Source organism: Streptomyces sp. NBC_00271 (assembly GCF_036178845.1).
Taxonomy (GTDB): Bacteria; Actinomycetota; Actinomycetes; order Streptomycetales; family Streptomycetaceae; genus Streptomyces.
The window spans coordinates 5,349,575-5,374,167 of the sequence record NZ_CP108070.1 but is presented as its reverse complement, the minus strand read 5'-3'; the positions used below and the strand labels follow the sequence as shown (position 1 = coordinate 5,374,167).

22 protein-coding genes are annotated in these 24,593 nt (G+C 66.4%); 16 read left to right on the top strand and 6 right to left on the bottom strand.

The genetic code is table 11. From position 1 onward, the window contains the following. Positions 1-1,810: 1,810 nt before the first annotated feature. A complete protein-coding gene (locus OG798_RS24610) occupies positions 1,811-5,002 on the bottom strand; it encodes a tetratricopeptide repeat protein (protein WP_328757684.1) in 3,192 nt (1,063 codons plus the stop codon). Positions 5,003-5,433: 431 nt separating this feature from the next. Between OG798_RS24610 and OG798_RS24605 the strand changes: the two genes are divergently transcribed. Then, complete coding sequence (locus tag OG798_RS24605; RefSeq protein ID WP_328757683.1) at positions 5,434-6,078, top strand: HAD family hydrolase; 645 nt, start codon at positions 5,434-5,436, stop codon at positions 6,076-6,078. Here OG798_RS24605 and OG798_RS24600 read toward each other — a convergent pair. The 4 genes from OG798_RS24600 to OG798_RS24585 form a co-directional block, all read right to left on the bottom strand. Then, positions 6,075-6,926 (bottom strand): NAD(P)-dependent oxidoreductase, encoded by an 852-nt coding sequence (locus tag OG798_RS24600; RefSeq protein ID WP_328757682.1) that lies wholly within the window; start codon positions 6,924-6,926, stop codon positions 6,075-6,077. The genes OG798_RS24605 and OG798_RS24600 overlap by 4 nt on opposite strands. Beyond that, positions 6,923-7,510, bottom strand: coding sequence for an AAA family ATPase (locus OG798_RS56585; protein ID WP_443053834.1), 588 nt, complete (start codon positions 7,508-7,510; stop codon positions 6,923-6,925). The genes OG798_RS24600 and OG798_RS56585 overlap by 4 nt, the downstream gene beginning before the upstream one ends. Beyond that, positions 7,507-8,523, bottom strand: coding sequence for an AAA family ATPase (locus OG798_RS24590; protein WP_328757680.1), 1,017 nt, complete (start codon positions 8,521-8,523; stop codon positions 7,507-7,509). The genes OG798_RS56585 and OG798_RS24590 overlap by 4 nt, the downstream gene beginning before the upstream one ends. A gap of 234 nt (positions 8,524-8,757) precedes the next feature. Then, positions 8,758-9,108: a GntR family transcriptional regulator gene (locus tag OG798_RS24585; protein WP_328757679.1), complete on the bottom strand. Its 351-nt coding sequence runs from the start codon at positions 9,106-9,108 to the stop codon at positions 8,758-8,760. 868 nt (positions 9,109-9,976) lie between these two features. Between OG798_RS24585 and OG798_RS24580 the strand changes: the two genes are divergently transcribed. From OG798_RS24580 to OG798_RS24555, 6 genes are all read left to right on the top strand, one after another. Further along, positions 9,977-10,291, top strand: a complete 315-nt coding sequence (locus OG798_RS24580) for a hypothetical protein (RefSeq protein ID WP_328757678.1) — start codon at positions 9,977-9,979, stop codon at positions 10,289-10,291. Next, positions 10,288-10,620: a hypothetical protein gene (locus OG798_RS24575; protein ID WP_328757677.1), complete on the top strand. Its 333-nt coding sequence runs from the start codon at positions 10,288-10,290 to the stop codon at positions 10,618-10,620. The genes OG798_RS24580 and OG798_RS24575 overlap by 4 nt, the downstream gene beginning before the upstream one ends. Then, positions 10,617-11,507 carry a DUF2637 domain-containing protein gene (locus OG798_RS24570; protein ID WP_328757676.1) on the top strand — a complete coding sequence of 297 codons (891 nt, stop codon included), beginning with the start codon at positions 10,617-10,619 and terminating at the stop codon, positions 11,505-11,507. Before OG798_RS24575 ends, OG798_RS24570 begins: the two co-directional genes overlap by 4 nt. 221 nt (positions 11,508-11,728) lie before the next feature. Then, complete coding sequence (locus tag OG798_RS24565; RefSeq protein WP_328757675.1) at positions 11,729-12,910, top strand: tyrosine-type recombinase/integrase; 1,182 nt, start codon at positions 11,729-11,731, stop codon at positions 12,908-12,910. 3 nt (positions 12,911-12,913) lie between these two features. Then, positions 12,914-13,252, top strand: a complete 339-nt coding sequence (locus OG798_RS24560) for a helix-turn-helix domain-containing protein (protein ID WP_328757674.1) — start codon at positions 12,914-12,916, stop codon at positions 13,250-13,252. A gap of 180 nt (positions 13,253-13,432) precedes the next feature. After that, on the top strand, positions 13,433-15,253 hold the full coding sequence (locus tag OG798_RS24555) for a hypothetical protein (protein ID WP_328757673.1): 1,821 nt from the start codon (positions 13,433-13,435) through the stop codon (positions 15,251-15,253). Here OG798_RS24555 and OG798_RS24550 read toward each other — a convergent pair. Further along, positions 15,250-15,729, bottom strand: coding sequence for a hypothetical protein (locus OG798_RS24550; RefSeq protein WP_328757672.1), 480 nt, complete (start codon positions 15,727-15,729; stop codon positions 15,250-15,252). The genes OG798_RS24555 and OG798_RS24550 overlap by 4 nt on opposite strands. Before the next feature lie 134 nt (positions 15,730-15,863). On the opposite strand from OG798_RS24550, the gene OG798_RS24545 reads away from it, so the two are divergent. From OG798_RS24545 to OG798_RS24505, 9 genes are all read left to right on the top strand, one after another. Continuing rightward, positions 15,864-16,199, top strand: coding sequence for an RRQRL motif-containing zinc-binding protein (locus OG798_RS24545; RefSeq protein WP_443054195.1), 336 nt, complete (start codon positions 15,864-15,866; stop codon positions 16,197-16,199). Between the two features lie 29 nt (positions 16,200-16,228). After that, the gene (locus OG798_RS24540) at positions 16,229-16,456 is read left to right on the top strand and encodes a hypothetical protein (RefSeq protein WP_328757671.1); all 228 of its coding nucleotides are present in this window, start codon (positions 16,229-16,231) and stop codon (positions 16,454-16,456) included. Between the two features lie 83 nt (positions 16,457-16,539). Continuing rightward, positions 16,540-18,117 (top strand): hypothetical protein, encoded by a 1,578-nt coding sequence (locus tag OG798_RS24535; RefSeq protein ID WP_328757670.1) that lies wholly within the window; start codon positions 16,540-16,542, stop codon positions 18,115-18,117. A gap of 1 nt (position 18,118) precedes the next feature. Continuing rightward, positions 18,119-20,206: a hypothetical protein gene (locus OG798_RS24530; protein ID WP_328757669.1), complete on the top strand. Its 2,088-nt coding sequence runs from the start codon at positions 18,119-18,121 to the stop codon at positions 20,204-20,206. A gap of 190 nt (positions 20,207-20,396) precedes the next feature. Continuing rightward, on the top strand, positions 20,397-20,882 hold the full coding sequence (locus tag OG798_RS24525) for a hypothetical protein (RefSeq protein WP_443053833.1): 486 nt from the start codon (positions 20,397-20,399) through the stop codon (positions 20,880-20,882). Positions 20,883-20,891: 9 nt separating this feature from the next. Beyond that, positions 20,892-21,350 carry a single-stranded DNA-binding protein gene (gene ssb / locus OG798_RS24520; protein ID WP_328757668.1) on the top strand — a complete coding sequence of 153 codons (459 nt, stop codon included), beginning with the start codon at positions 20,892-20,894 and terminating at the stop codon, positions 21,348-21,350. Positions 21,351-21,442: 92 nt separating this feature from the next. Next, positions 21,443-22,180, top strand: a complete 738-nt coding sequence (locus OG798_RS24515) for a DNA methylase (protein ID WP_328757667.1) — start codon at positions 21,443-21,445, stop codon at positions 22,178-22,180. Further along, the gene (locus tag OG798_RS24510; RefSeq protein WP_328757666.1) at positions 22,177-23,103 is read left to right on the top strand and encodes a bifunctional DNA primase/polymerase; all 927 of its coding nucleotides are present in this window, start codon (positions 22,177-22,179) and stop codon (positions 23,101-23,103) included. The genes OG798_RS24515 and OG798_RS24510 overlap by 4 nt, the downstream gene beginning before the upstream one ends. A 190-nt stretch (positions 23,104-23,293) precedes the next feature. Continuing rightward, on the top strand, positions 23,294-24,523 hold the full coding sequence (locus OG798_RS24505) for a DUF3631 domain-containing protein (RefSeq protein WP_328757665.1): 1,230 nt from the start codon (positions 23,294-23,296) through the stop codon (positions 24,521-24,523). Positions 24,524-24,593: the final 70 nt, after the last annotated feature.

The following is a 24,593-nucleotide window of genomic DNA, read 5'->3' as shown; positions in this document are numbered from 1 at the left end:
TCAGAGGTTGCCGTCAGGACCCCTTCGTCCCGAAGCAACTTGGGCGGGGGTCTGACCTTGAGTCGTGAGGCTCTCACTTGCTGTGATGGTCCACAGGTGTGTGCGCTCGTCCGCTGCTGTCCGTCGGCGTTGTCACGCAGTTAGACACTCATCGAGCATCGCTAGAAGGTGTTTCCGCGGCTGGCGGCAGCTTTCTGCTGTCCTCCATGGCTTGGCCGAAGCTCTTGCAGAACTCAGTGAAGCCCCACTGGGCGCTCGGGGCTGGCACAAACGAGGCGAACGCTCCAACCTGCTCGCCACTCACTGCTATGTCCAACGTGCCCTGCTCGCCGATGTGCGCACTTGGACACTCTCGAAGGTCCTGCGCGAACATGGGGCTGGTCTGTCTGCCCTGTCCCAGCCAAGCACCCCAGTAGATGGTCCGGTCCGTGAGGAAGAGGACTCCATCCTGAGGACCGTCCCACAGGTTCCGTGCGGGCACACTGGCAATCTTCCGTTCTCCAGGTTCAAGCACGGGCTCAATACTCTGCCAGTACTCCGCCTGAGCTTTGTCGTAACGCCGCTGTGCCCACCGTCGCAACATCGCCGATAGCCCCTCTCCCTCAGCTGCGCTCAGTATCGTGCGCTGTTCAGCAGCTAGCACTGTGTTCGGGTGATCTCGCACTAGGCGGGGTCATGACTGTCGAGTGGCTGCGACGATGGCGCCCCGCCGAGTGGTGTAGCCGATCACAGCAGCGGAATCCGCAGGTCGGGGGCGGTGGCTCCGCTGGGGCCGGGTGGTCAACTCGCCTCAGCAGGGCGCCTCGTGGACTACCGCGTCTGCGGAGATCGTCAGCTGCCTCGTACCGGAACCCGCAACGCTTGATCGCCTACACCACAACGCGGGACACGACCGCTGCGACTGCTGGCAGGGGCAGGCGTTTAGAAGGCGCAGGGCTGGTTTGGGTTGCTGCAGCTCCTGACCTGCAAGCTTGTCATTACTCGCCTGGCAAGCAGAACATCCTTCGACACGCATTCGACAAGCACCAGCCGTATCTTCCTGGCTGCGGGAGCTCGTACGTACTTGGCCTGCGGGTCACAGCCCAGCGCTTAGAACGGCCTGAGCCGAGGCTATGAAGTGGTCTCGGCGTTTCGCAACGTACGGGGCATGGTAGCTAGGTATACCCCCCGGAAGCTTTGCGGGATCCCCTTGAGCGTTGCTAGCCCACTGCTCGACATGTCGATGCCAATCGGATATTTCCTTTACCAAGGCATCGCCAGCACGGAAGACGTCTTGCGGTCCTTCAAGTTGAAGAAGAAGGGACACCCTTTCTAAATCATTAAGGGCCAAAAGTAGTTGGCGTGAGTCCGCGGTGAGCCTTGCCTGAAGAACTATGGCCGCGGTTTCGCGGGTGTCATTCATGGAAAAATCGGTAATGCCGTACAGTATTCGGGCAACTTCGTTCGCCGCATGAAGTACTTCCACATAGGTATGACGCCGTGCGTCTCTCTGCTGGCCGCGCTGCTGTCGCTTCGCCGTGGCTGCAGCCGTGACGTAGGCGAAGCTGGCGGTGATCGACGCGCCACCGAGGGCAGCTGCCACAACTGGCCAAGAACTTGACATGTCGTCATGTCTGCCCAGTTTGCGACGAAGTTACAACAACGACTCCGGAGAGTCTTTCAGATGCCTGCGTTTCTCCTGGCCAGCCGATGTGTAACCGCCCTGGTACAGGCAACCTGTCCACGGACACGGAGTCGGAGGCCGGCTGGGTTCTGGGCGTCCTGGCCAAACATCGCCCGTATGCGGATTACACGGCGGGCCCCTTTGAGGCTAAGGTCTCCGGTTTATGCGCATGAACCTTCGTGCCACCATAGCTTCGAGGGGAAGAAAGGAAATAATCTGTTCGTCCATCCGAGTCTCGCTGTGGTCAGGGCCATACCGATCGAGGTCTATCTGGAGTGCCCTGTTTGCAATTTCGAGAGCCTGTTGTTCATCCCCCATCAGGGAATACGTCCGAGCCAAATGTAAGAGAGTCGCCGGTAGCGGCGCGGCGTTAGGAATCCTGTCCATTATCTGGATGGCTTGCATCATGTCTTGCCTCGCTCGATACAACGATTTGTCGCCAGGCTGACACGAAAGAAGTAGTATTCGTCCACGGCAGGAGAGGTATTTGGAATTCAGTAGATCGCTTCCGCTAGGTATTGTAGCGAGGAAACGCTCCACTTCTCCAAGGAGAGGAGTTGCCTCCGCGACGTTCGCTTCGTCTAGGTACGAGTCGGCCAGTTCGAGTACGTTCTCCATGTAGACCACGCTGTGGGTCACGCTATTTGCCAGTTGCTCCACAACTGCCTTCTGGTGTTGAAGACGATCTCCCGTATTGTTGCGATGGAGCGCAAGGGCGGCAGCGTCACTGTATATAGCGGCTGAGATCGAATTTCGATCCTCACTGAGCTGCCTCTCGGTGATCTTCCGTAGGCACCACAGGTTGACCTGCGACGCCTCTTCGTCTCTGTTTAGAAGGAGAAGAATTCCAAATTTGATGTGAGCCGTCATTAGGCGGGTCCATATTTGGACCTCTGCGATCTGCGGATCCTCCTCTGAAGTTGGATCCGGGATCCTGTTGAGCGCCATCTCTGCAAGGCCGCTATCGTGCAGGCGGCAGGCTATTCGTCCTAGGTCCGTGTACGCGTACATCTTGGACGTTAGGTCGTCTGGATAGTGGTGCAACACAATGGAGATGTTTTCCATCGCGACGTCGATTGCTTCTTCACGGGCGCCCTGGTATGCGAGTGCGCTACCCAGTGTCTGCGATATCCTGAAGAAGGTGGTCGCAGTGACGAACCCTTGAGGTATGAGCCTTCTGCCTACTTGATGAATTTCAGTAGCTAGGTTTACTGCCCCGTCGATATCTCCGAGGGTGAGTAGCTCCTCGCAAACGGAGACGGCTGTGAAAATCACTGCCGGGCCAGTAAGATCCTCTATCAATGCGAATCGGACCGCCGACCTAGTGTGGCCTGTGTAGCGGTACATTGGAATGCCCTCGGACCTGGTTTCCTCCTCCGCAGGCATTAGCGCCCCGGTTAGTACACCGATCGCGGATTCGATCCAGGGAACTTTGTCCTTTGTAGCTGCTCTGATGATTAGCTGGACCAGAGGGTGCACTACCAGGTGTCCGTCATCGATTCTGCATAGCGCATACTTACAGAGTGATGTGACCGCTTCATCCCGTTGCAAATTATCCCAGAGGGCAATTCTGGAATTCCAGCCGGATTCATCATCTGCGCACCCTCCCCATTCGGGAAGCTTGGTTTTTTGCCATGGGAATCTTTTGATCCGCAACTTTTGATGCCCGTTTGTTACCCATGGGCGGATGGGTTCTTGGGCAAAGAATGATACGGGGATCGGTTCGGCGCTGAGGAATGAAAGAGTGCGAATTAGGCTGCCTGCCTGACCTCCTGCCTCGTCAACTGCTGCCAAAGCAAGGAGGATTGCCTTGGCTACGCTGATGGGGTGCCTGCTCGCTTCACCTAGGCTCAGAAGTTCTAGTGATTGGGACTCTAGCCGGACGATGTATTCGCTGAGTAAAATGCGTGAACTATTGCAATAATTGACCGCTTGGCTGAGGGCCAAAGGATGGCCGGCAAGATGCTCTAAGAGTTCGCTGACGTTGTCTGCGAGTTCCGGCGGCAGTGACTTCGCGACGAAGGACTTCGATTCCTCTTCCGTCCACGCCCCTAGGGCAACGTATTGGAAGCCCTCGTCGATATGATGTGCTGTGCTAGTGATGATTATTCGAGTCAGTGATTTTCTTGGTATAACACCTCGAACTATGCTTGGGTCCGTCACTCCGTCGATAATTAGAAGAGTGGCCGATGACTCGATTAGCGGAGGAGTTTCTGTACTGGAGGCGCCAAAATCGCCACTCATTGAGGTACTCGCGGGAACTCCAGATACCACGGCAAGAGACTCAAGCAGTCCTGCTTTAGTGCTGCCGTCCACGAAGATCGGACGTAGAGTGTCCTGCTCGGATATTGCAAATTGAGACGCGAGCGAACTCTTGCCGATTCCTGCGAGTCCATGAATTACGACAGGCGCGACAGATTCGGCATCGCCAGGGCGTAAGAGGTCGCGAATTTGTTCCAGCTCATGAGACCTTCCGGTGAACAAGGAGTCCTCATGAATGGAGCGAACAGGGGCCCTATTTAATTCGTATGCCGCCTGCCTGTCGGATTCGAAAAGAATAATGTTTCGTAGTGTATCTGCGGACAAGTACCCTTCGAAGTCGGGTCGGTTTATTATGTCATCCCGAATCGTCGGGCTCATGGATCTGGAAGTACCGCTTCGCGATTGCGGTAGTTGGGTACCTGTCTCGCCAATCGATCTAACCAGAGCCTTATAGCTATTCTCGGCGAACTTGGTGTTACGGCCGTTCATTTCCAGATAACTTGCGGTTCTCCGGATCCCGACATCGCTGATCTCGTTGCGGCGGGGAAGTGGTGTGGCTGGCAAATTGAGATGCCGAAGGAATTCCTCGCTGTCGGAAGCGATTGCCCCGAGGGCGCTTGCTAGCTTGGCAATTAGGGTGCTGGTCGGGCTGGCTTCTCCCGTGCAGACGCGCCAAATTTCATGTCCAGTTCCGGAGAATCCGGCATTGCTCCAGAATGCGACTGTGCAGGTCCGTCCTGCCGCGCACCAGGCATCGTAGAGATCCTTAAGGACGCTGTCTTTTCTGAGTGCCGACCAGCTCCATGAGGAATCTCCTGATCGATTCGCTTCTCGATGCTTAATGGAGACGAGTTCGGGAAGTCCGGATATGGGGAGGGTGATTACATCTGTAGAGTGCTCAATGAGCACTCCCTCTAGATCGTCTGAGAGGTGATCTAGTATGAATAGAGCAATGCATTCGTCTTGGTATTCGAAGCGCGCCCGTGTTCCGGGGGCGGTGTTTTTTCGATCTTTTGGGATGCCTCTAAGGGGGCTTGGTACATCCGGCTGATTGTTCGAGCTCTCCCGGTTCCCCATAAAAGATGATCCTAGCTTGGCTGTGCTGGGGTGGAAAGGTCGCCGAGGGCGGCGGAGCGGCTTTGGGCGGGAGCTGCTTTGAGGCGAGTGATCATGGCCTCGTAAGCTCATGGCGAGTCGGGCAGTCCTAAAGTCGTGGAGCCGACCGCCCCAGCTACAGAGGGTTTTCCCACTTCTGCCCGCTGCACGTAGCGCGCCGCCGGGCGCGGCCAGCCGGGGCGGAGACAGGAGGCAGGCCGCGCCGCAGAGGCGGCGCGCGCCCGCGCCGTGCGCGGGCCTTGATGACGTAGGGAAAGCGCGTCGGCGTTGTGATCCGGAACGTCCGGCAGCCTGGCTGTCGGCGATCCGCCGGCCGGGTTACGACGCGCGTCGGTTACAAGCGGCCCCGGTGGGGAGTGCGTGACGGACGGCCCGTCGCGTAGCTTCGCTGTGTGCTGGCACTTTTCGACCTCGATAACACCCTGATCGATCGGCGTGAGAGCCTTGAGGATTGGTCCCGCGCCTTTGTGCGCTCGAGGCGCCTGCCCCGAGAGGCGGAGTCCGTCATCTGTGATCGGCTCCGGGAGCGGGCCTACCCCGCAGACTTCGTACACCTGCGGGAGGCACTGGGGCTCAGCGACAACCCGGGCGACCTCTGGCACGAATACGTCGATGGCATCGCCCAGTCGGTGCGCTGCTGGCCGAAGGTTCGGGACAGCCTCGAAGAGCTGCGCGGTACAGGGTGGACTCTCGGTATCGCGACGAACGGCGCGGGAGACATCCAGCGCGCCAAGCTCGCCGCGACCGGGCTGACTTCACTCTTCGACGGGATCTGTGTTTCGGAGGAGGTCGGCGCCCGGAAACCAGCGCGCGCTCACTTCGAAGTGGCCGCTGCACTGTGCGGTACCCGGCTGAGCGCCGGAGGGTGGATGGTAGGGGACAACCCCGAGACGGACATGGAAGGGGGCCGCGCTGCGGGACTGCGAACGGCGTGGGTCGCCAACGGCCGTGAATGGACCGATGGCCTCCGTGAGCCCGACATCGTGGTGCGAGGCGTCGCAGAGACCATCGAGGCAATGCGGGCGGCGGCAGCCTAGCCAGGCTCGTCGTCCGGGGTGCTGTGGAGGTGTTCGAGAGCCTGAGGGACGTCCAAGGACGAATCCTTGAGGTCGTCCCACCGACTCATGACCACGGCCGATGCCTCCGCTAGGTCAGGAGGAAGCCCGACGTCTCGGAGGGCGGACGCCGCCTCTCGCATCTCCGGCCCCCAGCGCCACGACCGCGCGGCCACCTTCGGGATGTAGGCCGTCTCAGCGAGGTAGCTGGTGGTGCGGCTCTGGGCGATGTCGAGCAGTTCCTCCTCTACTCCGTAGTCATGGGCGAGGGCGTACGAGACCGCGGCTAGTACGCGGCTGGCCTTCTGATAGCTGCTGTACGACAGCTTCAGCGCGGAGGCACGGCCGACGCCGCCCGTCAGTTGGTAAACCTTCACCGCTGAGTCCGCGAAGAGCGACGCCACGGGCGTTAGTGCGTCAGCCGGGCCGGACACATACAGGCGAGCGGACTTAGAAGCGGACGGGGGCGAGCCGATGACAGAGCCGTCGACGACGGTCGCCCCGGTCGGTGCCACGATGGAGCAGACACGCGCCATGCTGGCGGGAGAGATGGCGTTGCCGTCCACATAGACGCCTGTGAACAGGTGAGCCGAGACCTCGGCCGCGACGTCCGCCGCGTGCGCCGGTGGGCAGATACTGAGGATGATGTCGGCTCGCTCCGTCAGCTCTCCGAGGTCGCTCACAGCCGTTAGCCCATACCTCTGAGCCCGCTCCTTGGTCGCGGAGCTGCGTCCGGTCGGCAACCACAGAACCTCGGCCCCATTGCGGCTGGCCTGCGCTGCCACGGCCGCGCCCATGCTGCCCGGATGAAGGACCCCGACGACGGTCATCCGACCAGCCTACGGACGTCGCGCCGTTCAGCGGGCGCGCAAGCCAATCGGGCATCGTCGATTGCCTGTGCTGCCTGAGCTGCGCTGACCTGGTCGGTTCTGAGGACGAGCGACCAGGGCTCTGCCGCATGGTCCACGAGATCCTGTCGGGTCTCGTGCCAGACCTTGAGTCGGGCGTCCAGATCCTTGTCCCCGCGTACCTGGCAGCGTTGACGCGTGGTTTCTTCGGGGCACCACAACAGAACGCGCACCCAGTTGATGGGGAAGGTGGCGACGGCGCGAGCCCCGGCAACCTGGCCCATGTGGAGGACGGGAATGCGTCCGGCGTCGACAAGCGCGGAGACCTCACCTCGGTCGATGGCGTATTGGGCGTCATACCGGCTATTTCGATACAGAACCTCTCCGGCCCGCGTCAGTTCCTCGATGTGCTGCGCTGTGGCCAGTCGGTAGCCCGTGGTTCGCCCGGGGCCCGCTTTGAGCCGCTGGAAGAGCGTGAACTCCGGCCGCAGGCGTGATAGCTCGGCTGTAATCGTGTCCTTTCCGGCCCCTGGGGGGCCGTAGAGGATGACTCCGGAAGGACTCATAGCCCGCCGCCACTCAGCACGTCACGGGCTTCGTCGACCAGGGCCACGGCGGCGCCAAGCCGGTTGTCGACAACGAAATGCGGGCCCTCCGGCCGCATCTTCAGGTTGAGTCCCGAGGCGTATTCCTCCCATGCTGCCATCTTCCAGGCATCGCGCGCGGCACCCCGGAATTCGATGTACTCGCGCATCGATTCGAGGTCGCACTCAACCCATATGGTTGCGACGGAAACACGCTTGGATCGGCAACGATTCTGGAAGCGCTGCATCCATTCAGCTTGGGAGAATTCAGTTATGAACGGAGCATCGAGGATCGCAGAAATCCCGCAATTCAGGTTGTCCCATGCGGCTTCCATGAGGCACCGATATTCCAGCGGCCGGACCTTTTCGCGGTAGAGTTCAGAACTTCGGTCGTGCGCCTCTCCGCCCAATGAAACCAATAGTTGGTCCACCAGTGGACGCGTTAGCGAGTCCTTGTCGAGGATCGGCCACCCGGTGAGCCCTCCGAGGAACTTTGCGAACTCCGACTTCCCTGACCCGGCGTAACCCCCGACCAGGACCACGGTCGGGCCTTCGGCATTTACCCCTGCGGTGTGGCGACGCCATGCGTCGACTATACGATTGCGCAGAGCTTCACTGTCCACATCGTCGGATCCTTCACGGATGCTGCTCAGCGCTTTACGTACTGCGTCCGGCTGGTCGGGGAGCTTTCGCTCAGCGGAAGCGGGCGCCGGTACGGATTCCACAGGGGCATCCTCTCCGGGCAGGGCTTTACGGAAGCCGAGTTGAGCTTCGTTGCGACGATAGAGACGGCAGTACGCCCGACGGTAATGCGGACCGGGATACACCGAACCCTTTTCGTGGCCCCAAATCGTCTGGAAGTTCGCGGCAATGTTGAAGCCGTGACGCCCCGCGATTTCGCGAAGCTTCTCCCCCGTATCTTCCAAGGTGAGCCCTATTTCCTCGCGATGCATTCGCAGGAGATCGGGCTTCCAATCTGGGTGCTTCCGAGCCATCTGCCCCTCCTAGATAGCTAGTCGGAACCGCGAGTGTAGCGGCTCGACTAGGCCTATGGAAATTCGTGATAGCGCCTGTGTAAGCGGATGTATAAAACCGCTTGGACTTTCTCAGGTAGCGGGACGTGATACCAGTTTTCGCGCCGCGGCGGTGAACTTGTGCTCACACCGAACGAGGAGGTTCAGATGCCCCGCGCCGCGGCTGTCCAGGCCCAACCCCGGCTTGCTGGAAGGTCAGCTTCCTTCCAGGGTCGCGACGCGTTGGCGAAGCTCCCCTACTTCGTTCCGCAGTTGCTCGACTTCCGCGCGCAGTTCGGCCACGGTCCCGACCGGATCGGCGAGCTGCGCGGCGCGGCCGGCGTCCGGCGTCAGGAAGGCGCCCTTGCCCTGGTGGCTCACAGCGAGGCCATCCGTCGTCAACTGCCGGATGGCGGCGCGAGCGACGGTCACTGTGACCTCGTACGTCTTCTGAAGCTGCGCCAGCGAGGGGAGCTGTCCGGTGCCGGCGAACTCGCCATCTGCGATGCGTCGCCGCAGGTCATCGGCCACCTGCTGATAGGCGAACTTGCCGGTCCACTCGACCATCTACACCCCAAGTCTCGTCTCGGTCTCTGCCTCATAGTGCCCAAGTCGCAGAGCTAGAACCAGCGTCCCACGCCCCTTGTTCCGTGAGGGGACTTGACGGACTCTGCCTCACAGTGCACTCTGAGGCAGAGTTGAGAAAGTGGCTCACCCCGAAAGGGGTGGAGCGCTTGAACGACCTGCTTGACCTGCACGAACAGCGCCCGGATGCACGGCCCGGAGCACGCGCTGCGAAGAACTGAACAGTGATCGTGCGGGGCTGACGCGAGTCGGCGGTCGCGGTAGGTGCCTAGGGCGAGGGTCCGGGGGCAAACCGCCGCGATGAACGTCGTCTCTCCCCTAAGCGCCAGGCAGGCGCCACCCGGTTTTCGGGTGTGGGGAAGTGCAGCGGGGCCCCAACGCACGTGGCGGCAAGAGTGAGACCGCCCCCGCGGCGACCGGGTGATGTCGTCGGCGGCACGCCACCCTGCACGGATTTGTGCAGGCCGCCCTGCTGGCGTCAGAGCAGTGACGATGACGCACCCGATGTTCCCGGCTCGGGACCGGTGCTCCGTGGCAATGGCACACCGGTGAAGCCGTATCCCTGCTCTCTGCGGGAGGTCGGTGTGAACCGACGACATACCCAGGCGCCGCCGTGATGGACCGGCCGGCGGCGCCTGAACTACTTCCGGTCTGCATCTTGCTGGCCTCGCAGCGGATCGCGCTGCGGCCGGTTGCCTCCTCCGCCCGTCCGGTTCCGCGTACTGCGCGGCGCAGAACGGGCGGGGTTGCAGGGAGCCGGATCCCCCGGTTCTACAACGGCGCGCGGCCCCGGTGCTCGAACACCGGGGCCGCTGTTTCGGGCCGTTCCCACCTGAGAGGAACACGACCCATGAAGTGCATCGTTGCTGGTCATGAAGCCGTTACCGCAGTGGAGTTCGCGGAGCTGGCGTTCGGCATCGACCTGGAGTTGTTCACCGGTCCGGCCGTGGAGTCCGCGGAGGAGCGGGTGGTACGGCTGGCCGTGGCGCGCGAGGTGCTCGCGGAGCTGCGGGAGTCGGACCGGGAGGCCGCGGCGTACGCGGAGACTTTGCTGCGGACCAGCCCCTTGAAGGACGTGCGGGCCGCGGCTCGCCGGCCGCGCCGGACGTCGTCGACGCGCCGGCCGGTTCGGCGCCACGTTGCGGTTATGGCGGTGGCGGCGTGAGCGAGAACCTGACGCTGGATGATGTGGCCGTGCCGCTGCGTGCTCTGCGCATGCTGGCCGCCGACTTCGGGCACCTGCCGGCACCGGACGTGCACGTGTCCACCATCTACCCGGAGCGGCTGGAGTTGTCGTTCTACGACGACCTGCCCGGCTTCGAGATGTGGCGGGAGGCCCTCGGGGCCGACCCGGACGCGGTGACCTACCGCGAGCAGGGTGACGGCCGGACGCGCGTCCTGCGCTCGACGGCCGCCTACGCGGGCGCCGAACTGGAGCTGATCGGCTACGGCGACATCGCCGTCCCGGTGACGGTGGAAGCGGGTGCGGCATGAGCGCCGCGGCCAGCGTCGAAGTACGGTCGACGGGCGTCGACGCGCCGTTGACGCCCGTCGGCGTGGAGCGCGCGATCACCGCCCTGGCGAGCGTGCTGACGGTGGTACTCACCGCGGTGGCGTTCTGGCTGTCGTACGAGCACTTGCAGGAAGTCGCCGCCGCGCACGGCATGGCCGCAGCCGTGGCCCGCTCGTGGGCGTGGCCCGCCACGGTGGATCTGTTCATCGTCATCGGTGAACTGTTGATCCTGCGTGCCTCGCTCGCCCACCGGGTCGACTGGTGGGCAATCGGCCTGGTCACCGCAGGCGACGGAGCCTCCATCGGCCTGAACGTGGCCGGGGTCGGCCAGGACGCGGGCGCCCTGAACTACGTGGTGGCCGCGGTGCCTCCGGTGGCCGCGTTGCTGGCGTTCGGGGCGCTGATGCGGCAGGTGCATGCCTACCTTGCGAGCCGCGCGGTGACGGGCGTCAACGCCCCGCCGCCGGGCGTCGAAGCACCGTCGACGCCCGTCATCGTGAGCGTCGACCGCCCGACGGCCACACCCACGGTCGAGCCTGCGGGCAGGACGGAGCCGCTTCCCGAGCTCCCGGCGCTCATGCCAGAGATCGAGGAAGCTTCGACGCCCGTCGACGTGGAAGCGGCCCCCGTCGCCGCGTCGTCGACGGCCGTCGACCTGTGCACGCCGGTGGTCTACACGAACCGGGTCGATCAGTTGGTGCGGGCCCTGTACGGCACCGACTTCACCCAGCCCAGCACCGCCCGCATGACGCAGGCGATGGCCGCGGTGGGGTTGGGCGCGTCGGAGTCGACGGCCCGCACCGCGCGCGGTCGGGTCAAGGCACGTGAGCCGTACCTGACCGACTTCCCCACCGCGATCGCCGGCTGAGCGGCGGCCGGCCATGTCACTCGCCTACGCCGACTGCTACGACCCGACCGGGCTCCGCTACGGCATACCAACTGGAGTTCACGCGGGTTCGCCAGCGCTTCTTGTACGGGTAACAGTGCAAGTGGGGAGGTGAGGGCCTTCTTTCTGGCTGTCACCCGTCCGTGTCGAGTTTCCCAAGTTACTGGCAGATTCTGCGAGTTCGGCCAGTAACTTGCGGGGCTATGCGGGATTCAGGAAGTCGCCGCCGTCTGACATTGCTCACCGGGCAGCCGGAGGATGGCGATGCACAAGGCTCCGGCGGGCTGCGGGACAGCGGCCTGGCGGACGTGCAGGTGCTGCAACGGCGGGCCGCTGCACAGACCGATGCCGTCGATGAGCAGGGCTTCTACCTGGACACCGTGTCCGAGTATCTGTGGGCCCGGGACGTCGCCGGACTTGCTCCCACCACCTTGGAGAACCTGGTCCGGCCGGTGATGGAACTGTGCTCCTTCTACGACCTGGTGCCGTGGCGACTCACGCCGCGGCACGTGGACCGGTTCTATGCCGGGCAAGGACGTCGGCGGGCCCGCTCGACGGTGCGGAGCAAACTGGTCAAGGTCGACAGCTACTTCGCGTTCCTGGAACAGCGCTATGCCGGGGAGATCGCCCGGAGGTTTGGCGCGACTGTCGAGTCGCCGGTCGACACCTTCAACAGGCCGGTCCACCGTGGGGACTTCGGGCTGCGGATTCCCCCGTCGCAACGAGCGCTGACGGAGTGCTTCACCCAGTGGAGGGCATCGCTCCCGGCGACGCGCAAGTACCAGGTCGCCGTACGCGACTACGTGATGGCCAAGATCGCTTACATCTCCGGGGTCCGTGCGAGCGAGTTGTGCGCGGTCCGGCTCGGGGACATCCACTGGGAGCTGGGGCAGTGGGGTCGCTTCGTGGTCCAGGGCAAGGGGGCCGGCGGCTCGGGCAAGCGCGAGCGGCAGGCCTACCTGTTCGCGGAGGGACGCGAACTGCTGTGGTGGTACATCGAGGAGATCCGCGGCTCGTTCAGCGACGACGCCACAGACCCGGCCGCACCGCTGTTCCCTTCCGAAAGGCGACCGCGGGCGCTGGCTGCCGTGGACATCGCCGTGGGCATGCCGGTGAAGGCCGACGCGTTCCGCAAGGCGCTCAGGACTGCTGGCGAGCTCTACCTTCCAGGGCCGGTGACCTGCCTGATTCCCCATCTGCTGAGGCATGCGCGGGCGACTCATCTCTATGAGAGCGGCATGGCGCTCTGGGATGTCCAGAAGGTCCTCGGTCATATCTGGGCCAGCACTACGGTCGGCTATCTCTCGACCGTCCAGGCAGACCCGGAGCTGGCCGGCCTGCAGTCCGCACGCCGGGCGGTCCGCCGACTGAGCATGGAGGCATGAACGATGAAGTGGAATCTGCGGATGGTCGCCGCGCAGCGCGACATCTGGCGGCCGACCCAGCTGCAGACCGTGCTCGCCGAGGTGGGGTTCACGCCCTCCCTCAGCAAGGTCGCCGCACTGTGGAGCGGCAAGCCGGTCACGGTCCGGCTGGAGGACCTGGACAAGATCTGCGCGGCACTGGACTGCACCGTTGCTGACCTCATGCAGGCCGAGCCGGAGTCGTATCTGGCTTCCCGAGAGCAGGGCGAACGCCGGGTGGCCGGCGCTCGACACGATCACGGGACCGCTGTCCGGCCGGTCCCGGGAAGCGGCCGCGGGCTCCGCGGGCTTCCGCCCAACTGAGCGTCGAACGGGATGCATTGGCGTCAGCAGGTCTTCCGCTTCGGCCCTGAGCTGCCAGTTCTCCGCTGGCGCCCCTGGTCGCCGGAGCTGGCAGTGCCCACTGTCCGTGACGATCCCAGAGTCTGTCCTGCGCAGGTCCCCGGTCAGCTGTCCTTGCTGTCTCTGCCCCGAACACTGACGGTGGACCACGCCCACCGGATCGCGGACCGTGCCTTCCCCGAACTGCCGGCGATCGCCGCAGCCGTCACCCAGATGGCAGCGGAACGGAGCCTGAGCGAGGGGTGGAAGCGCCTTGGCCTTCATATGGCCCGCCTCGCGCTCGCCGGCCGCGAAGCCGACCAGCAGCTGGTGCGTGAGCAGGACATTGCCCAACTTCCCGAACTCCGCGGTCCGATGGTGGAGTTGTTCCAACGCACGGAGCTGCTGCGACGCCGCCCGAATCGGTGGCATCTGGCGCTTCACCCTCATCTGCCGGCTGTCAGCTGTCAGCACTGTCTGTCCTGGTCCGGCACCACGTCGAGATTGTGTTCTGCCTGCAAGAACTGGCGGCGATTCGCCGTCGGCACAGGTGAGTGCCGACGCTGCCATCGGGTCCTTCCGGTGTCCCTGGGGCGCTGTCGCCGCTGCCGTGTCGTCCAGTTGGAGCAGACCCTGGTCGATGCCCCTGTCCCAGACCAGCTCTGGTTCGGCGGCGAGATCGACATCTACGCGAACAAGACCGGCCGCGACCTCAACACCGCACGAGAGCGCCAGGCCCGCCAGGCCCGGGCAGCCCACCGCTACTGGCCCGAACACCTGATCGATCCTGCCCAGCTCGAACTCTTCCCCGTTCCGGAACGGAACTGGAAAGCGGTCCCAGACCCCGGGTTGTTGAAGATCAGCCCCGCGGCACAGGCGATCGTCGACGAACTCGACCAACTCGCCCGAGCGCAATCGTGGAACTCCGCGACCCGCAAGAAGAGCCTTCGCACCCTGCGGGTGCTGCTGGGCTGGCTCGGCACCCAGACCCCGATCCTCGAACGCGACGTCTACGGCGTCGGCCGCATGACTCCGTACTACAACTCCGTCCGTGTCGCCGGGTTCCTCCAGACCAAGGGCCTGCTGGTCGCTGACTCACAAGCGATCGGAGCCGACGAAGCATCCGTTCATCGGTGGACAGCGCAAGCGCCGCCGCAGTTCCAGGCAGACCTCCGGGCCTGGGTGGCCGTGCTCCGTGGCAACGGCAAACGGCCCTCCCCGCCGATGCCCTGGAACACGATCCGCGGCTACATGCTCCACGTCGCGGCCGTCCTGGACACCTGGGAGCACCTCACCTCACTCAACGAAGCCACCGAGAAGGAGGTGAAGACGGCCGCCGTCAACTACTCATACTTCACAGGGCTGCGGTCGCTCTTCAGAGCCTTGCGGCGCGAGCGCCGTATCTTCCGCGACCCAGCCCGAAACGTGCACCTCAAGGCTCCCGTCAGAGTCCCCCGGGCCATCCCGTCGGACCAGCTCAGGGGGCTCTTGGATCAAGTCCCCGGCGCCAAGGACAAACTCGCCCTCGTCCTGATCGCTGTCTATGCCATCCGCCCCAAGCAGGTTGCCGAGATTCGGCTGGACGATCTCGACCGATCGACCGGACGCCTGCGGATCCGCCGACCGAACCGGCTCGACCACGAGGTCTGCCTGGACGAGTTCGCCCTCCGGCTCATCAAAGACTGGTTGGTCGAGCGCCACCACCGGTGGCCGCACAGCACCAACCCCTATCTGATCGTCAGCCCCATCACGGTCATGCACGTCGACCAGCCCGCAGTCGGCGTCTCCAACTTCCACACGCTCCGCGACCGGATCGGGATCAACGCCACACAACTGCGGCAAGACCGGCTCCTCGACGAGGCCCGCGAGACCGCAGACCCGATCCGGCTCATGCGTCTGTTCGGAATCACCTCTCACACCGCGATCCGCTACGTCCGCACGGCTTACCCCGAGCGCTTCACCATCGATCCCATCCAGGCCTAGCAGGTGCTGGAGATCCAGTCCTCGTTGTTGCGGTGGCGGTCCAGCCCCACGGCCTCGAACTCGTCCTCGCCCAGGCTCCTTCGTGCGCCTAGCCGCTGCAGGGCCTGGGAGATGGGGCTGACTGCCCGAGAGAACCGCTTCTTCGTCGGCTCATCCAGCGGCCCCAGTGCCAGTGCGCCGTCAGCCCAGACGGCGGCTCGTTGCTCGCCGACTCCCCCGAAGTATTCAGCCTCCACATAGGCGATCGGCCCTGCGGCGGACCACTGAGCCAGCAGCGTGCCGAAGCCCCCTGGCAGCCGCCAGAACCCCAGGTCGCCTGCGTCGCTGCCGTCCGTGACGGCATCGAAGACCTCATCGGTCATCGGCATCAGCGACAGGCCCTGACCAAGAGGCACCACCTGGGATCCAGGAACCTCCCGCGACGCGACGCGCAGCAACTCGTCACCCGCGATGACCGCCTGCAATTCGTAACCCACCCCGAGGCCTCCCCAACCGATTGGAGCCTCATCTTGCCTGACACGACGCGCATGAACCCGCGTGCCTCCCCACCCCAGAACCCACACCCACCAGCGGGTTCCTGCCACATGAACCTTCAGATTCCACGAACCCGCTGGTTTCGGCCTACCCCTACCGCCTCGCCCCGAAGGGCCTGGCCACCCGTCGTCAGCTCCGCGCCCGGGGCTTACGTCCGGGTGGTCAGCCGATCGCCGCGCAGCTCATGCGGGTCAACCGGCGAGCGGGCGGCCACCAGGTCGCCTATCTCTACCGGATCGACCTGGCCAAGCCCGTGCGGCCGATGACCTCCCGCAAGTGGGGCGCGCTCGCGCTGGCGATGCTCGCCCGCCGCACCTGCCCCCGCTGCCAGTTGGACGTCGGCTACTGCATCCCCCGCTCCTACGGGATCTGCGGCCTGTGCATCGCCGTCGAGGAACAGCGCACCGCCTGAACATCCGAACTCTCGTGAGGAGTTGCTCTGTGAGCACCCAGACCACCGCCGCCGGTAAGGCTGTCGGCTTCCACTACGTCCTGACCGTCCAGACCCGCAGCGGAGAGCAGCTGACCGTGTCGTCGGTCGCCACCTTCGACCCCGCGTACTTCTCCCGCTCCCAGGCCTACCAGGAGATCCGGGCCATCGCCGCGGACGAGCTGGGCCACGGCGACTTCACCGTCCTGTTCTTCTCGCTGGAGCCGGACGCGTTCTAGCCCAGCCCGGCGCGGCCCCCCGCTTGCAGGCCACGGGGCCGCGCCGGTACTCCCATCCCGCATTCGAGACGGAGCACTCCAGCATGACGGAACTCAGCACAGAACCGGTAGCCGTAGAGGCTGCCCCGACCGCACCACCCCCGCCGCCCGACACCCCTTCCACTCCGACCCAGGCCGCGGCCGACGTGGACCACACGCCCGGCGGTTGGCCGGTCGTGCCGCTGGCTCTGTCGGGTGCGAACACGACTGTGGGCATGGTCGCCGCCGCATCCCTCGCGGGCGGTCCGATCGCCGCCATGGTGGCCGCCACCGGGGCCGTTGTCCTCGGAACGGTCGCCGCCACCCGCTCCCACAAGCCCGGCGCACGCCGCGAGCAGCGACGCACTGCTGCTCGCACCGCAGGCCGAGCCGCCGCCCGCTCCACGGGCCTGCGCCATGGCGGCGCGGGCCGGACCGGGGGCGGGGGCCGTTCGCTCACCTCCGGCGCCGGGGGCAGGTCTGGCCGGGTGCCGGGCCAGCACCGCCGCGGGCCGACCACTGCCGCACGGCACGCAAGTACTGCTACCAGCGGGAAGACCCTCAACAAGGCTGGTCACTCGTCCGCCAAGCGCGCGCACGGTGCGGGTCAGTCTGCGGGCCGGGCTGGCCAAGTGCGGGCGCTGCGCGCGGCGCAGCAGGCTGCGGCCGGCTCGCGTGCCGGGCAGCGGGCGCAGACCACTGCCGCCCGCCGCGCGGTCGCCGATGCCCGCCGCAACGCCAAGACTGCGGGCGGCGCAGGTTTCACCAGCCGTGCCGGGCGCCGGGGTGGTCTGGCCGGGCGGATGCTCGGTGGCACGGCGCGTAAGGCCCGTGCCGTACGCGATGCGGCGATCGCCAAGAACCGCGCCCGGCGGGACAACAAGGCTCGCGCCACGGTCGACGCGCAGCGCGGCGCGGTCCGCAAGGCACCCGCGAGGAAGGCGGCCCGCAGCGCGCTTTGGAGGTCTGCGGCCCGCTTCCACGGTCGTCGCCTGCTCGCCGCCCTGCTCGCGCTCCCGGTGGGCCTGCTCGGCCTCCTGACCAGCCCGATCGGCCGCAAGTTCAAGCTGCCGTGGCTGATCCACCCCGGCCGGCGCCTGTACCGGCGCCTGTGCCAGACCGCCCGCGAACAGCGCAACCTCCGCGACGACGCGATACGCGAGGAGCTGACCGACCAGGAGGACGCAGCGGATGCCGAGGCCACCCAGGACGGCACCGACGGCATCACCGACCACGTCCAGCGGCCGGCAACGCAGGTTCCGACCAGCACCAACACGCCCGTCAGTGAAGGAGAGCACGTGTCCGGCTTCCGGTTCGAAGAGGTCGCTTCCGAGATGGAGCAGGCCGCCAACTCCTACGACCCCGAGGACGCCATGGAGATCCTCGCCATGGTCGAAGGCCTCCCGGCCGCGCTGACCAGCGTGGCGAACGTGATGAAGATCCTCGCCGAGCGCTCCGACAACGAATTCCCGCTGGAGAAGGAAGTCGCGGACGCCTTCAACGACATCTTCGGCGCACTGATGAGCGCCGTCGCGGTCGCCGAGGACATGGGCCCGCTGTTCCGGCAGGTCCACGCGCAGGACATCGCCCGATTCGAGGACCCCCGCAACGGCCCGCAGGCAGAGAAGGGTTGGAACGTCTGAGATGAGCACCGCCACCGCCAAACAGCAGGGCAGTGGCCCGGTGCTGGACTGGGCGGCCGGTCACGGACCCGTGACCGGCGCCCTGTCCGCCACCACCGGAGCCTTCGCCGTCGCCACCACCGGCGCCGCAACCGCCATGCCCCCCGGATGGGCGCTGGCAGTCGGCGCCGCCGGCGCCCTCGGCCACACCATCGTCGGCCTGCGGGTCCGCAACGCCGGCCGCACCCTCGCCACCCGCGCCGCCTCCTGGCTCGTCGGCGCCGGCTGGACCACCTGGGCCATGACCCACGGCCCCCTCACCTGGGCCGCCCTCGGCTCCCTCGCCACCATCGGTGTCGGGATCGGCGCCGCCGCCCGGTCTGCCGCGCTGTTCGAGGAGGCCCGCGAGGAAGAGGCCACCGCCGCAGCCGAGCGGCAGATCGCGCGGGAGTTGTCCGCGGAGCGCCGGGCGATCGCCGCGGAATGGGTGGAGCGCATCCAGCGGGTGTGCGGGATCACCGTGCGCGTACTGGGTGTCGAGCAGTGGCCGACCGGGGCCGGGTTCTCCATCGACGCCGAACTCCCCCAGGGCGGCGCCACCTACGCCAAGATCGCCGCCGAGTCGGCGAAGCTGTCCGCGGACGCCCGGCTGCCGCACGGCTGCACCGCCACCGCGTCCCCCGGCATCCACCAGGGCCGCGTCATCATCGACGTGACCACGGTCAACGTCCTGGAGCAGGAGCGCACCTACCCCGCCGACTACAGCCCGCTGTCCCTGCTGTCCGGGATTCCGTGGGGGTACCGGACGAACGCGGCGAGCATCCTCGCCTACCTGCGCGAGCAGTGCGCCCTGGTCGTCGGGCCGACCGGTTCGGGCAAGACGAACATGGTCCACACGATCCTGGCCGGGTTCGCCCGCGCCGAGGACGTCCTGACGTGGGTGATCGACCTCAACGCCGGATCCGCGGGCCTGCCCTGGGTCCTCCCGGCACTGAACGGGGAGATCGAGACCCCGGAGGGCAAGCCCGTGCGGCCGGGCATTGACTGGCTTGCCGGTACCTACGACGAGGCCATGGCGATGCTGGAGACCGCGGTGCGTGTCGCCAAGCAGCGCAAGATGGGCTATCAGGACCTGTTGGCCAAGGCCAACACGGATCTGCTGCCTATCAGCCGGAAGATCCCTCAGGTCATGCTGGTGATCGATGAGGGTGCGGAGATCCTGGCCAGCTCGGACCGGGCGATGCGCAAGCTCGCGGAAAAGATCCTGGAAGTCATCCGGATCGCCCGTGCCATGGGCGTGCGTACCGTCCTGACCGCCCTTGGGGCCACCGGGGCGGTGCTGGGCAACCTGATGATCCGCCGGGAAGCCAAGGTCCGCGTCGCCCTCACCGGCGGGGAGACCGAGGGCATGGACCTGGGCAAGATGTTCCCCGGATCCCGCGGCCTTCGCGTGGACCAGGCCCCCTTCAAGGGCGCCGGGTTCATGGGCACCCCGGAGTCCCCGGCCGCGCTGTTCAAGGCGTGGCGCATCCTCCCGAACCAGATTCGGGAGATCACCGCGGCCACGTCCGAGCGGCACCCGCGGCTGGACGATGTGTCCGCCAAGGCTGCCGGGCCCGACTACGCCCGCCGCTGGGACGCCGACCGCACCGCATGGATGCGCGAGCACACCCCCGACGACGGAACGGGCGGTGCGCCTTCGGGCGCGGGTGGGGGTGGGTTGAACCTGTCCGCGCTGAGTGCCCCCCGAGCGGAGCAGGGCTCGGAGGATGACGAGATGCTGCGGCAGTTCCGGGCACAGATCGACGCCCAGTTCGCCACCGCGCCCGAACCGCAGGCCTCCGATGATGGCCCGCCGGCTTCGGGAGACGGGCTGAACCTGTCCGCGCTGCGGGGTGAGCGGGAGCACGGCCCGGCATGGCTGCCCGCCGCGCTGGAGGCGATCAAGGCGACCGGCGCGGAGGGCATGAAGCCCTCCGCGGTCGCCGAGCTGGCCGGCAAGGACCGCAAGACCGTCCGCGCCGCCCTGCAAGCCGCAGTTGAACGGGGTCAGTTGGTCTACCGGGACAACGGCCCGCACTCGGTCTACGTCCACCCCGACCACGCCTGAGCGCCCGCACGCAGCGCTACTGAGTAGTGGGTAGCGGGGAACGCCCCACTACCCGCTAAAGGCCCCTACTGGGGCGCACAGGGGCTATGAGCAGGGCTTCCCCACTGGGGACCCCACTACCCACTACCCAGTAACCCCCGCACACCCGTCACGCAACGCCACCACCAGCCCTTGCCGAAGGGACGCCGTTGTGCACCCCGACACCTCGTACGAGATCACCACCGCTAACCGGCCGCGGCCCCATTCGCTGGCCTACCACCCCGACTGGAGCCAGCCGCTGCGGATGCTTCCCGAGGAACTCCCGCCCGGCGTGCAGGTGGTCACCCTGCCCGGCGGGATGCGCACCCTCGCCTACACCCAGCCCCCCGCCCACACGGCGCCGCCCGTACCGGTGGTTCAGCCGATTCCGGCGTGGGCCAAGACCACCGCCCTGCTCGCCCCCACCGTCGGATGCGGCATCGCCGCCGCATCCGTCGGCATCTCCTACGCCGCACCGGGACTGATTGCCATGAGCCACGCCCTGTGGTCTGCCGTCGCCCTCATCGCCGCCGGCGTCGTCGCCATCCCGGTCATCCTGCGTGCCGGGCGCCGCCCCACCGGCCCGGCACGGATCACCCAGAACATCACGGCCACCGGCCTGTTCGGTCGGGCCAACGGCACCATCAACCATCGCTGAGGAGACCGCATGTCGTTCGGAGAGACCCCGATCACCATCGTCGGCAACCTGACTGGTGACCCGGAGTTGAAGTTCACCGAGGGCGGGGCCGCGCTCGCGAAGTTCACCATCGCTGTCACCCCGCGCAGCTTCGACCGCACCTCCAACCAGTGGAAGGACGGCACCACCGCGTTTTACCGCTGCGCCGCCTGGCGCACGCTGGCCGAGCACATCGCCGACAGCCTCAAGAAGGGCTCCCGCGTGGTGGCCAGCGGGCGGATGCGGCAGCACGACTGGACCACCGAGCAGGACGAGAAGCGCTCCATGCTGGCCGTCGAGATCGACGACATCGGCGCCTCCATCCGGTTCACCACCGTCACCATCAACGCCAAGCGCGCCCCCCAGAACGGCCCCGCGAGCGACGACCCGTGGACCAAGAACAGCGACACCACGGGCGGCTCGGAGTACAGCGCAGAGCCCCCCTTCTAGCAACGCCAAGGGCGGCCCCCGTCTCACGCCAATGAATCCGGGGCCGCCCTTGCCCAACCAATCCAGAACAGATCTGTTGGAGGTCTTCCAGCATGACGCAACCCACCGACATCCGGCGAGTATCGGCTTTAGCCGCACCGCTCCGGGTGCTGGACGCCTACTGCTGCATCGGCGGTGGCACCAAGGGATACAAGCGCGGCATCCCCGGTGTGCACGTCACCGGTGTCGACATCCAGGCGCAGCCGGACTACTGCGGCGACGCCTTCCACCAGGGCGACGCGATCGACTTCATCCGCGCGCACGGCCACGAATTCGACTTCATCCACGCCTCTCCGCCCTGCCAGGGCGAGGGTGCCCCGACCAAGGGCACGAACGCGGCTCGCAACGCGGCGATCGGCCGCACCTACCCGAGGCTGATCGCCCCGACGCGCGCCGCGCTGGAGGCCACGGGCCGGCCGTACGTGATGGAGAACGTGCCCGGCTCCGAGGTACGCAAGGACATCCGGCTGTGCGGAGAGCAATTCGGCCTGGCCGTGCTCATGCACCGCTACTTCGAACTCGGAGGCTGGACCACCGTGCAGCCAGCCCATCCCCGGCACCGGGGCCGGGTACGCGGCTGGCGCCACGGCGAATTCCACAAGGGTCCGTACGTCGCCGCGTACGGCAAGGGCGGCGGCAAAGCCACTGTCGAGGAGATCCGCACGGCCAAGGGCATCGACTGGTCCACCGACCACTTCCGGCTCCGGGAGGCCCTACCGCCCGCCTACACGGAATGGATCGCCCACGCCTACCTCGCCACCCTCGCCGCCACTCTGGAGGTCGCGGCATGAGCGAGCCGATGACCGTGGCCCTGGAAAGCCTGCACCTGCTCGCCGCCGCGCTGCTCTCCGCAGAGCGCGGCTGGCCCGTCATCCCTCTGCACCCGAACACCAAACGGCCCGCCGGGCACCCCGAGCGGGCATGCCCCCGCACCGGACGCTGCGCCGGCGGGCACCGCACCCCGGAGCAGCGGGCGACCACCGACGCCAGCCTGATCCAGACCGCTTGGGCGAACCGCCCGTACAACGTCGGCATCGCGACCGGCCCGGCCGGTCTGCTCGTGGTCGATCTGGACGTGCCGAAACCGGAAGAGCAGGAAGGAGCGCCTGACGGCGCCACTTCTTTCAAGACGCTCTGCGAGCGCGCCGGACAGCCACTCCCGCTCACCTACCAGGTGCGGACTCCCAGCGGGGGCAGCCACCTGTACTTCACCGCCCCGCCCGGTATCCAGTTGAAGTGCAGCGTGAAGCGGCTCGCCCCGCACATCGACACCCGTGCCTGGGGCGGCTATGTCGTGGCGCCCGGCAGCACCACCGAGCAGGGCGTCTACGAAGTCGCTGAGGCGGCGCCCGTCGCGCCGCTCCCCGCGTGGCTCGCCACGCTCCTCACCGAGACCGCCAAACCGGCGGCGGCGCCCGTCCCGACGCCAGTGTGGGACGGCACCAAAGCCGCCCGCACCGCACTGGAGCGGGAATGCGCCGTCATCCGGGGCGCCAGTGAGGGCGGCCCTCACGGGCGGAACAACACGCTGTACCGCAGCACCTGCAAGGTGGCCCGGTTCGTCGCCTGGGGCCACATCTCGCGCCCCACGGTCGAAGAGGCAATCCAGGCGGCGGGGGAGTCGACGGGACTGCCGGCTGCCGAGTGCCGCACCACGATCCGCAGCGCCATGGAGTGGCTCCTCACCAACGCCACACCGCGGGAGGCCGTATGACCGCCCCCCGCTCCCCCCGCCTGGATTGCCCCATCCCCGCCATGGACAGCCCGCAGGACGCCGAACAGGCCCGCAGGACAACGGGTGTGGGCGCCCGAGAGAAGTCCGCCCGTAAGGGCGTCCTTTCAGCTCTTCCCACCGCCCTCCGTATCGCGGGCACGGCCCGCTGCTCCGACAGGAGGTATGCCGCATGACCGCCACCATTGACGGGGCCGCGCTGCTCAATGAGGTGGAAGCCTTCCACCGCCGCTTCAACGTCTTCCCCCGCGAAGCCGCCTACGTCGCCGTGGCCCTGTGGGACGCGCACGCCCATCTGATCGAGTGCTTCGAGACGACGCCAAGGATCGCGTTCCTGTCCCCGGAGCCCGGGTCGGGGAAGTCGCGGGCGCTGGAGATCGTGGAACTGCTCACCCCCCGACCGGTTGCCACCGTGTCCGCATCCGCCAATGCCCTCTACCGGCTGGTCGACTCGGCCGAAGGACTGCCCACCGTGCTGTTCGACGAGGTGGACACGATCTTCGGTCCCAGGGCCGGCGCCGATGAGGCCCTGCGCGGCTTCCTGAACGCCGGATACCGGCGCATCGGCGGCGCCCTGCGCTGCGTCGGCGAAGGCTCCAACCAGAACGCGCAGGTCTTCGATTCCTACTGCGCGGTCGCCATGGCCGGGCTCGGGTCCCTGCCCAACACCGTTCTCACGCGCGCGGTCATCGTCCGCATGCGCAAGCGCGCCCCCAACGAGAAAGTTGAGCCCTACCGGCAGCGCACCCACGAGAAGCAAGGCCACGCCCTGCGGGACCAGCTCGCCAAGTGGGCGGACACCGTCCGCGACCGGGTGGCGAACGCGTGGCCCGAGATGCCCGAGGGCGTGACCGATCGGCCCGCCGATGTGTGGGAGCCCCTGCTCGCCGTCGCGGATGCAGCCGGGGGCGACTGGCCGGCACGGGCGCGGGCCGCCTGTGTGGAACTGATCAGCGCAGCCCACGACAACGACGAATCCTCCATCGGCATCAGGCTGTTGACGGACCTGCGGGACAAGGTGTTCTGCGGCGCGGACCGCATGCCAACCGCCGTGATCATCGAATGCCTGCTCCGCATGGACGACGGACCGTGGGGCGATGTCGACGACAAGCCGATCAACTCCCGCACGCTGGGACGGCTGTTGGGGCAGTACGTCACCCAGGCGAACAAGCCGATCAAGTCGCGCGGCATCCGCACCCCTTCCGGATTCCCCAAGGGCTACTACGCGGAGGACCTCGCGGACGCGTGGGTGAGGTACTGCCCTCCGCCCCCTGGAGAATCCGCCACGTCCGCCACGTCCGCCACACTGCAGGTCAGCGGGGGTGAATCCGTGGCGGATAGTGCCACGGCTATCCGCCACACGTCCGCGGAATCCGCCACACAGCCCGTCCTCGCCGGCTGACCAAACCGGCTCTCCCGGTGCCGCCGCATCCCCTGGGTGTGGCGGTACCTATCCGCCACAAAAACGCTAT

Coding starts and splice junctions, on each gene's coding strand:
- OG798_RS24610 (WP_328757684.1), bottom strand. CDS start 5,002: ATGGGGAACCGGGAGAGCTCGAACAATCAGCCGGATGTACCAAGCCCC.
- OG798_RS24585 (WP_328757679.1), bottom strand. CDS start 9,108: ATGGTCGAGTGGACCGGCAAGTTCGCCTATCAGCAGGTGGCCGATGAC.
- OG798_RS24505 (WP_328757665.1), top strand. CDS start 23,294: ATGACCGCCACCATTGACGGGGCCGCGCTGCTCAATGAGGTGGAAGCC.
- OG798_RS24535 (WP_328757670.1), top strand. CDS start 16,540: ATGACGGAACTCAGCACAGAACCGGTAGCCGTAGAGGCTGCCCCGACC.
- OG798_RS24515 (WP_328757667.1), top strand. CDS start 21,443: ATGACGCAACCCACCGACATCCGGCGAGTATCGGCTTTAGCCGCACCG.
- OG798_RS24570 (WP_328757676.1), top strand. CDS start 10,617: ATGAGCGCCGCGGCCAGCGTCGAAGTACGGTCGACGGGCGTCGACGCG.
- OG798_RS24590 (WP_328757680.1), bottom strand. CDS start 8,523: ATGGCTCGGAAGCACCCAGATTGGAAGCCCGATCTCCTGCGAATGCAT.
- OG798_RS24510 (WP_328757666.1), top strand. CDS start 22,177: ATGAGCGAGCCGATGACCGTGGCCCTGGAAAGCCTGCACCTGCTCGCC.
- ssb (WP_328757668.1), top strand. CDS start 20,892: ATGTCGTTCGGAGAGACCCCGATCACCATCGTCGGCAACCTGACTGGT.
- OG798_RS56585 (WP_443053834.1), bottom strand. CDS start 7,510: ATGAGTCCTTCCGGAGTCATCCTCTACGGCCCCCCAGGGGCCGGAAAG.
- OG798_RS24600 (WP_328757682.1), bottom strand. CDS start 6,926: ATGACCGTCGTCGGGGTCCTTCATCCGGGCAGCATGGGCGCGGCCGTG.
- OG798_RS24530 (WP_328757669.1), top strand. CDS start 18,119: ATGAGCACCGCCACCGCCAAACAGCAGGGCAGTGGCCCGGTGCTGGAC.
- OG798_RS24560 (WP_328757674.1), top strand. CDS start 12,914: ATGAAGTGGAATCTGCGGATGGTCGCCGCGCAGCGCGACATCTGGCGG.
- OG798_RS24565 (WP_328757675.1), top strand. CDS start 11,729: ATGCGGGATTCAGGAAGTCGCCGCCGTCTGACATTGCTCACCGGGCAG.
- OG798_RS24580 (WP_328757678.1), top strand. CDS start 9,977: ATGAAGTGCATCGTTGCTGGTCATGAAGCCGTTACCGCAGTGGAGTTC.